Consider the following 9,242-nt stretch of genomic DNA (forward strand, 5'->3'; position numbering starts at 1 on the left):
CGTGAACTGTTGTCCGACTATGGCGTGTATTCTTACCGGGTGTTCTTTTTTGAAACCGCGGCTGACGGCGGCTATATCTCGCCGCAGCATTATCCGCAGCAGGCTATGTCGACACTGACCACGCATGATTTGCCGACATTAATTGGCTTCTGGCACTGTGACGATTTGCGTTTAGGCAAAGAGCTGGGGTTATATCAGGATGAGGCACAGTTACAGCAACTGTACGGTGAGCGTCATGCGAATAAACAGCGTATTCTTGATTCGTTGCATGCTCACCGCATTGGCGAAGACACGGTTTTACCGCACGATTATCCGCGCAGTACCGAGCATCTTGGTATGGATAAAACGCTGAACTACGCGCTGCAGCGACATCTGGCAGCAACGTCGAGCCAACTGCTCTGTCTGCAACTGGAAGATGCTTTGGAAATGACGCAGCCGGTAAATGTACCCGGTACCAGCTCCGAGTACCCAAACTGGCGGCGTAAACTGTCGCAACCACTTGAGCAGTGGAGCCAGCGCGAGGACATCCGGCAGTTGTTTTGCGACATCAGCCGCATCCGTAAAGCGCAGTAATTTAACGTACAACAATAAGAAAGGATCGGACATGAGTTTAGCGTTATTACAACAGGTCAACTGCGCCTCGCCATTTTCGTTACTGAGCTGGCAGCCGTTAGAGCAGGGTAAAGCTACAGGTTTACTGCTGCGGGTGTATTTGCCCCAGGCTACTGCAGTCACGGCGTTGAGTGCAGATGGTAAAAAGATACTGGGCGAGCTGACCGCTGTCAGTGGTTTTGACGGCGTGTTTGAGTTGAAACTGAGTAGAAAACGCAAAGCTGAAGCCTATATTCTGCAGGTGCAGGCAGGCAATTATCATTATCAGCTGTTTGATCCATACCAGTTTAAAGATGAAGCGTATTATGCGGTACATTATGTTGCCAGCCAGCCTGAAAATCTGTATCGGCAGCTCGGTGCGCAGTTGATTGAACTGGATGTGGGTACAAAAAAAATACCGGCAACACGTTTTGCCGTGTATGCGCCTAATGCCAGCGCCGTCAGCGTCATTGGTGATATGAATAGCTGGGATGGCAGGGTACACCCGATGCAGCGCACCGAGTGCGGGCATTGGGTACTGGTGCTGCCACAAGTGGCCCAAGGCGTACGTTACAAATACGAAATAAAAGACCAGCATGGCCACTTGCTGCCGCATAAAGCTGACCCTATGGCGTTTTATGCTGAGCAATATCCATCGCATGCATCGTTAGTGTTTGATCATCATCACTACCAATGGCAGGACAGCGATTGGCGTAACCGCGAAGCGGTCAATCCGTTACACAGCCCTATCAGTATTTATGAGCTGCAAGCCGGCAGCTGGAAACGGCAAGATGATAATCTACCGCTCAGTTACCGCGAGCTGGCAGAACAGCTTATCCCTTATGTGCTTGATATGGGCTACACCCACATCGAGTTGTTACCGGTGATGGAGCATCCGTTCGATGGTTCCTGGGGCTATCAGCCGCTTGGCCTGTTCGCGCCGACATCACGTTTTGGCAACCCGGATGACTTTAAGTACTTCGTTGATAAATGCCATCAGGCAGGTATTGGCGTTATTCTTGACTGGGTACCTGCGCATTTCCCTGAAGATAGTCATGGTCTGGCCCGCTTTGATGGCAGCCATCTTTATGAATACGAAGACCCGCGCAGAGGTTGGCATCCTGACTGGAACTCCTGTATTTATGATTACGGCAAGGATTATGTGCGCCAGTTTCTGGTTGCCAGTGCTTTGTACTGGCTGGAGCATTTTCATATCGATGGGTTGCGCGTAGATGCTGTAGCGTCAATGCTGTACTGGGACTACTCGCGTAAAGAAGGCGAGTGGATCCCGAATATTGATGGTGGCAATCATAACTATGAAGCCATAAGTTTCTTCCGCTGGTTTAATAGCGAAGTTTACAGTAAGTATCCAAAGGCAATGACTATCGCCGAGGAATCGACATCCTTTCCTATGGTGTCGCGCCCGGTAGATATGGGTGGCTTGGGTTTTGGCTTTAAATGGAACATGGGCTGGATGAATGACAGCTTGCGTTACATCAGTAAAGACCCGGCATACCGGCGTTATCATCACAATGATCTGACGTTTTCGATGGTATATGCCTATAACGAGAATTTTATTTTGCCGCTATCGCATGATGAGGTTGTGCATGGCAAAGGCAGTTTACTGAATAAAATGCCAGGTGATGAATGGCAACAAGCGGCAAATTTAAGGGCTTATTATGCCTTTATGTTTGCTCACCCGGGAAAGAAGCTGAATTTTATGGGGAATGAGTTTGCTCAGGGGCGCGAATGGAGCCACACCCAAAGTCTGGACTGGCACCTGCTCGGGTATGATAAGCACAGGGGCATACAGCAACTGTTTCGCGATTTGAACCAAACGTACCGCCGCTGTGCGCCACTGTACGAGCTGGACTATCAACACGATGGTTTCAGTTGGCTCGATCATCAGGATGCTGATAACAGCACGCTGAGTTTTTTGCGCCGCGACAGTCGGGGTAATACGATTTATGTGATCAGTAATTTTACACCAGTGCCGCGTACGGATTTTTTGTTGGGGGTTGAACAACAGGGTGATTACGAAGTTATTCTAAACACCGACAGTGAGTATTACTGGGGCAGTAATTATGCAGTGGGCAGTGCGCTTCACAGCATCGCGATGCCTTATCACGGTAAAATGCAGCATATTTGTCTGCAACTGCCACCTCTGGCAACCTTATATATTCGCAAAAAACATCAAAGCTGATAGCCGGGAAGCCGTTTGTTATGAGTAACCATATACCGCTATTAAAGTTATCCGCCGGAAGAGCCTCACCGCTCGGCGCCAGTTTCCAACAGCAACAAGCAGAAGCAGGCGTATGGAATTTTGCTGTATTTGCCCCGGATGCGACGGCGCTGACGCTGTGTTTGTATCAGCCTGACACCGAAGAGCTGTTGGGCGAGCTGGCTTTCAGTGCCCGCACCGGTGAAATCTGGCATTTGCAGGTAAGCGGTATTGAAGAAGGGACCCTTTATGGCCTGAAAGCTGATGGGCCCTATGACAGCGACAACGGCTTAGTGTTTGAAGCAGACCGCTTGCTGCTGGACCCTTATGTGCGCCAGTTAAACCGCAGTATCAGCTTTAACGAACGGTTATATATCACTAAAAGCCATTACATGCTGGCTAAAGGTATCCTGAAAGCACAGCATTTTGACTGGCAAGGTAGTATTAAACCAGAGATCGCACGCGAAAAAACCGTAGTATACGAGGCCCATGTTAAAGGGATGACAATGTTGCACCCTGACGTCCCTGAGGAGTTACGCGGAACCTATCTTGGGCTGTGCCATCCGGCCGTCATTGCTCATTTACAACAACTTGGCATTACCACGTTGCAACTGTTGCCAGTGGCGGCCTTTATGAGTGAGCCAAGGCTGTCTAAACTGCAGCTAACAAACTACTGGGGCTATAACCCGGTGAGCTTTTTTGCACCTGATCCGCGTTATCAGTATCAGGACGCGGTGACAGAATTCAAAACCCTGGTGCGTACTTATCATCAGGCCGGTATTGAAGTCATTCTGGATGTCGTCTTTAACCATACTGCGGAGGCGGGGGATGATGGCCCGTTGCTGAGTTTTCGCGGCCTGGCCAATAAACACTATTATCTGTTTGAAAGCCATGCAGATATCACTGATTTTACCCAACCATGTAATTATACCGGTTGCGGGAATACACTGAACGTTGCACATCCCGCCGTACAAAAGCTGGTGATGGATGCTTTGCGTTATTGGGTAACCGAAATGCAGGTGGATGGCTTTCGTTTTGACCTGGCAACCACCCTGGCAAGAGAGCATAAAAGGTTTAACCCTTATGCGGCTTTTTTTCAGATCATCGCACAAGACCCTGTGTTATCGGCTGTAAAACTGATTGCTGAGCCCTGGGATGTTGGCCCTATGGGGTATCAGCTGGGGCAGTTTCCAGCAAACTGGTCTGAATTGAATGACAAGTGCCGTGATACTTTCAGAGCGTTCTGGCGTGGTGACAAAGGTGTGCTACCAGAATTTACCACCCGCTTGCTTGGCTCTCGCGATATTTTTCAGAAACACCATAAGCCGGCATGCTGCAGCGTAAATTATCTGACCTACCACGACGGTTTTACGCTGCAGGATCTGGTTAGCTATAAAGACAAACATAACTGGCTGAACGGTGAGGAAAACCGCGACGGCCACAATCATAACCTGAGCTGTAACCATGGTATCGAAGGTCCAAGTAAAGACCCGTCAGTTAAAGCCAACCGATATTTACACAAGCGCAATCTGGTGGCGACCTTACTGCTTAGCCAGGGCATGATCCACTGGCTGGGTGGGGATGAGCTAAGCCACAGTCAGCGCGGCAATAATAATGCTTACTGTCAGGATAACGATATCAGCTGGCTGGATTGGCATCTGGATAGCGATGAAGAGGATTTCCTGCAGTTTGTCCGTCAGATGTTGACATTTCGGCGCAAATACAGCTGTTTACAGCAATTATCACTGCTAGATGACAGTTATCAGTTACACGGTGATAAGCATCATATTCAATGGTACCTGCCGGATGGCGAAAAAAAACAGCCCCACGACTGGCATGATCCTGAGCGGTTAAGCTGTATTTTTCAGATCATCAATAAAACCAATCAGGTCAGTCTGCTGTGCGTGTTAAATGCCGACCGCCACGCGCTGCAACTGACATTGCCCGGCAAAGCGCGCCGGTTACTGTTTGACACCAGCGTTGATAAAGGTTTACTGCAAGCTGCTGGCCGGACAACCCAACAATACCAGCAGAATGCGCACAGTATGTCAGTATGGCTGTAGGTTTATTGTCTCGTTTTCAGTATAATGCGCGCCGTTTATGTGCTGCCCGGTGTTTGCGCACGGGCTGGCAAAAATGAAAATAATGAAGGAATGTCAGATGACAGACACAGCTGCACTTTGTGATATCGGTTTTGTCGGCGCCGGTGTAATGGGCAAAAACCTTATTCTGAACCTGGCGGATAATGGCTACCGCGTTGCCGCGTTCGATTTGGACCACCAGAAACTGGAAGCTGTGCTGGCACAGGACAAAGCTGAGCGGGGCGACAAGCCCGCCCGCGTTATCGCTTGCAGCTCTTACACTGAATTATTATCCCGGTTGTCTGCACCGCATTTAATCGTGCTGTCGGTACCGGCCGGTAAACCGGTAGATGATGTGTGTCATAAGTTAATTGATGCCGGCATTCAGGCGGATGACATTATCGTCGATACCGGTAACAGCCTGTGGACAGATACCGTTGCGCGTGAAAAAGACTTTGAAGGGAAGTTTATCTTCTTCTCTACTGCGGTATCTGGCGGTGAAGTGGGTGCCCGGTTTGGTCCATCATTAATGCCAAGCGGCGATCCCTACGCCTGGACCCGTATTAAACCTTTATGGCAAGCCATTGCTGCTAAAGTTGACCCCGCTACCGGCAAGCCGATAGAACGGTTCGAGCCCGGCAACCCGGTTACCGAAGGTGAGCCATGTGCCACTTATATCGGCCCAAGCGGCTCTGGTCATTATGTCAAAATGGTGCACAACGGTATCGAATATGCAGATATGCAGCTGATTTGCGAAGCCTATCAGGTAATGCGCGATATTTTAGGCATGCCGGCGGCAGAGATTGCCGAAGTGTTCAAGCAGTGGAACGAAGGCAAACTGCACAGCTATTTAATCGGTATCAGTGCTGATGTGCTGGCGACTAAGGACTCAGAGACCGGTTTACCGCTGGTGGATGTCATTATGGATAAAGCCGGACAAAAAGGTACCGGGCTGTGGACAGCCGTCAGCAGCCTGCAGCTTGGTAGCCCGTCACCCACTATTGCTGAAGCAGTATATGCCCGCTCATTGTCAGCGCTGAAACATGAACGGGTGAAAGCGGCAACAGTACTGGCCGGCCCGGCACAAAACCTGATTTCGAATGAGCAAAAGCAGGACATTATTCAGGCACTGCATGATGCACTGTACTGCGCAAAAATCTGTGTTTATGCGCAGGGCTTCCACTTAATGAAAACCGCGGCAGACGAGCATGGCTGGCAGCTGAACTTTGCTGAAATTGCCAAAATATGGCGTGCAGGTTGTATTATCAGGGCGGTATTTTTGCAATCTATTACCGAAGCTTATGAGCGCAATGATGAGCTGGAAAACCTGCTGCTTGACCCGTTCTTCGCGAAACAAATCTCTGTCTATCAGCAAAACTGGCGTAAGGCTGTAGCTAATGCCACTCTGGCCGGTATTCCGGTGGCTGCGCTTAGCTCTGCGTTAAGTTACTACGATTCATACCGTACGGCAGTTTTACCGGCAAATTTACTGCAAGGTCAGCGTGACTATTTTGGTGCTCATACGTTCGAGCGTACTGATAAAGCTAAAGGCCGTATGTTCCATGTTGACTGGAGCAACCCGGCCCGGCCAATGGTGAAAATAAAATGACGAACACTGTAATAGGGACTGTGGGCACTACCAGCAGCACCAAAGTACTGTTACTCGGTGCGGGTGAACTGGGTAAAGAGCTGTGCATTGAGCTTAAGCGTTATGGTTGTGAAGTAGTAGCGGTTGACCGCTACCCCAATGCGCCTGCGATGCAGGTGGCTGATAAAGCAGTTGTCATGTCAATGCTGGATAATGCGGCGCTGCGCCAGCTGGTTATCAGCGAAAAACCGGCACTTATCGTGCCTGAATTAGAAGCCATAGCAACCTCAGTGCTGATTGAACTGGAAGACTGCGGCTTTAATGTGGTGCCTAGCGCTAAAGCGGTAAACCTGACGATGAACCGCGAAGGGATCCGCCGGTTAGCCGCAGAAGAGCTAAAGTTGGCCACATCACCGTTTCAGTTTGCCAGCGATAAAGACAGCTTCATTGCTGCTGTAAATGCCATAGGTTATCCGTGCGTAGTTAAGCCTATTATGTCATCCAGTGGCAAAGGCCAGAGTGTATTACGCTGCGCTACCGATCTGGATAAAGCCTGGTTGTATGCACAGGAAGGTGGCCGTGCCGGTAAAGGCCGGGTGATAGTTGAAGGCTTCATTGATTTTGACTATGAAATTACGCTGCTTACAGTCAATTCGGTGTCCGGTATTCAATACTGTGCGCCTATTGGTCATCGTCAGGAAAAAGGTGATTACCGCGAAAGCTGGCAGCCGCAAGTGATGAGTGAAAAAGCACTAAGTACCGCTAAGACTTATGCTAAAGCCGCAGTAGAAGCATTGGGGGGCCGTGGCCTGTTTGGTGTTGAGTTGTTTATCAAAGGTGACGAGGTTTACTTCTCTGAAGTATCACCACGGCCGCATGACACTGGCATGGTAACGTTAATATCGCAGCAACTGAGCGAATTTGCGTTGCATGCCCGCGCTATTTTAGGCTTGCCTATACCACAAATTAAACAATACGGCCCGGCAGCCTCTGCCGTGCTGTTGGTACCTGGCAACAGTGCCGATATTCAGTACCATGGTTTAGCTGCGGCATTAGCCGAACCTGATACTGAACTGCGTATATTCGGCAAACCAGAAGTGCAGGGCGAGCGCCGCATGGGCGTAGCATTGGCACTGAATGACAGCGTTGAAGCCGCAACGCAAAAAGCGCTGAATGTAATCAGCAAGCTAAGCGTTACGTTAAAGTAACGCTTGAATTGTAAAAAGCCACCTGCGGGTGGTTTTTTTGTGTCTGCTGATGTAAATAAGTTGTTCACTTTACTGGTAAAGTTTACTAGCATCAGCTTAAGCCCCCTTTATATTGGGTAATTATCTTTTTCAGGAAACTATAAACCGCAGGCGTTTATTGATTGCCTTCATTTGCATATAAAAAAACAAAGGAGTGAATAACGTGCCAGATGTAATGTGTAAAGCCCTGCTACTAACCAGCGTATTATTGTTGTCGGCTTGTGCTACTAAGCCGGGAGCACCAGAGCCAGAAGAGCAAAAAGTTGCAACATCTCCTGCGCCAGCGAAGATTCTCAGCAAAACAGTATACACAGGGCAGCCTTATACACCGCAGTTATGGTCGGGTCATAAAGTCCTTACATTGTCTGCAGAACAATGTGCGGCTAAAGGAAAAGTGGTGCTCGAAACCATGCAGTTTGGCTCTGTGATGCAAAACGGTAACTATGTTTACGGCAACCATCAGCAAAACCGAGCAGCGGTTAAATGTGTACCGCTTGATAACGGCAGTTTTCTGTATGTTGCCGTTGCCGGCAGACAGAAAAAGGCGGTTGAAGCGCTGCGCAACGAAATTGTCTGGCGGTTTTGAGTTCTATTATCGCTTATTTTACAAGGAGCAACAGTGAACATTTCACTACGTGAAGTCAGTCAGGAAAACTATGAAGCGGTGTGCGACCTTGAGGTTACTACCGAGCAAGAGCCTTATGTAGCTTGTAATATGTGGTCTCTGGTTGAAGCTGCCTATAACGACGGCCATACCTGCAGGGCCATTTATTTTGCTCAGCAGCCGGTCGGTTTTTTTATGTGGGTAAAAGAGACTGCGCAGCTAATATCTATCTGGCGTTTTATGGTTGATAAGCAGTACCAACAGCAGGGGATAGGCCGGCAGGCAATGGCGCTGGCGTTAGCTGAGATTGAGCAAGACACTGACATTAAGCAGATTGAGATTTGTTATAACCCCAATAATCCGGTAGCAAAAAACTTTTACGCCAGCTTTGGTTTTGTTGAGCAAGGGTTGGATGAGGACAATGAAGATATGCTGGCGTTAATCACGCGGTAAAAAGGAATATTTATGTATCAGGGTGCTTGTTTGTGTGGGGAAGTAGAGGTTGAAATCCGCGGGCCTATCAGCAGTATTATTCACTGCCACTGCTCACTTTGCCGGAAATCTAGCGGTACCGCCTTCGCAACTAATGGTTTTGTGCAATCTTCAGATTTTGCAGTAGTAAAAGGCGCCGATAAATTAAGCCAGTTTGCGTTTAAGCCTGGGCGATTGCGGCACTTTTGCCGTAACTGTGGGTCACCGGTGTATAGCAGCAATGCGGCTGATCCTGCGCGGGTGCGTTTGCGCCTTGGTATATTAAATTCTGACATCACTGAGCGCCCGGTATCACATAACTTTTATACTTCCAGAGCAAACTGGGAAGACTTAGACTGCGCTTTGCCGCGTTATGACGGCTTCGAACCGGAACGTACTGTAGCAAAGTAAATAAACAGCTACGTTTTATAGTTACTTA

8 protein-coding genes are annotated in these 9,242 nt (G+C 49.0%); all 8 read left to right on the plus strand.

Annotated elements, in window-relative coordinates:
- Positions 1–573: 4-alpha-glucanotransferase (locus VIN66_RS08620; protein ID WP_331923594.1), on the plus strand; the 573-nt coding region annotated here is incomplete at its 5' end.
- A gap of 31 nt (positions 574–604) precedes the next feature.
- Positions 605–2,794, plus strand: coding sequence for a 1,4-alpha-glucan branching protein GlgB (gene glgB / locus VIN66_RS08625; protein WP_331923595.1), 2,190 nt, complete (start codon positions 605–607; stop codon positions 2,792–2,794).
- Positions 2,795–2,814: 20 nt separating this feature from the next.
- Complete coding sequence (gene glgX / locus VIN66_RS08630) at positions 2,815–4,875, plus strand: glycogen debranching protein GlgX (protein WP_331923596.1); 2,061 nt, start codon at positions 2,815–2,817, stop codon at positions 4,873–4,875.
- Between the two features lie 97 nt (positions 4,876–4,972).
- Positions 4,973–6,502, plus strand: coding sequence for an NADP-dependent phosphogluconate dehydrogenase (gene gndA / locus VIN66_RS08635; RefSeq protein WP_331923597.1), 1,530 nt, complete (start codon positions 4,973–4,975; stop codon positions 6,500–6,502).
- Complete coding sequence (gene purT, locus VIN66_RS08640; protein ID WP_331923598.1) at positions 6,499–7,689, plus strand: formate-dependent phosphoribosylglycinamide formyltransferase; 1,191 nt, start codon at positions 6,499–6,501, stop codon at positions 7,687–7,689. The genes gndA and purT overlap by 4 nt, the downstream gene beginning before the upstream one ends.
- A gap of 202 nt (positions 7,690–7,891) precedes the next feature.
- Positions 7,892–8,314 (plus strand): hypothetical protein, encoded by a 423-nt coding sequence (locus VIN66_RS08645; protein WP_331923599.1) that lies wholly within the window; start codon positions 7,892–7,894, stop codon positions 8,312–8,314.
- Between the two features lie 33 nt (positions 8,315–8,347).
- Complete coding sequence (locus VIN66_RS08650) at positions 8,348–8,785, plus strand: GNAT family N-acetyltransferase (protein ID WP_331923600.1); 438 nt, start codon at positions 8,348–8,350, stop codon at positions 8,783–8,785.
- 12 nt (positions 8,786–8,797) lie between these two features.
- Positions 8,798–9,214, plus strand: coding sequence for a GFA family protein (locus VIN66_RS08655; protein WP_331923601.1), 417 nt, complete (start codon positions 8,798–8,800; stop codon positions 9,212–9,214).
- Positions 9,215–9,242 lie beyond the last annotated feature (28 nt).

It is taken from the genome of Rheinheimera sp., assembly GCF_036568245.1.
Taxonomy (GTDB): domain Bacteria; phylum Pseudomonadota; class Gammaproteobacteria; order Enterobacterales; family Alteromonadaceae; genus Alishewanella.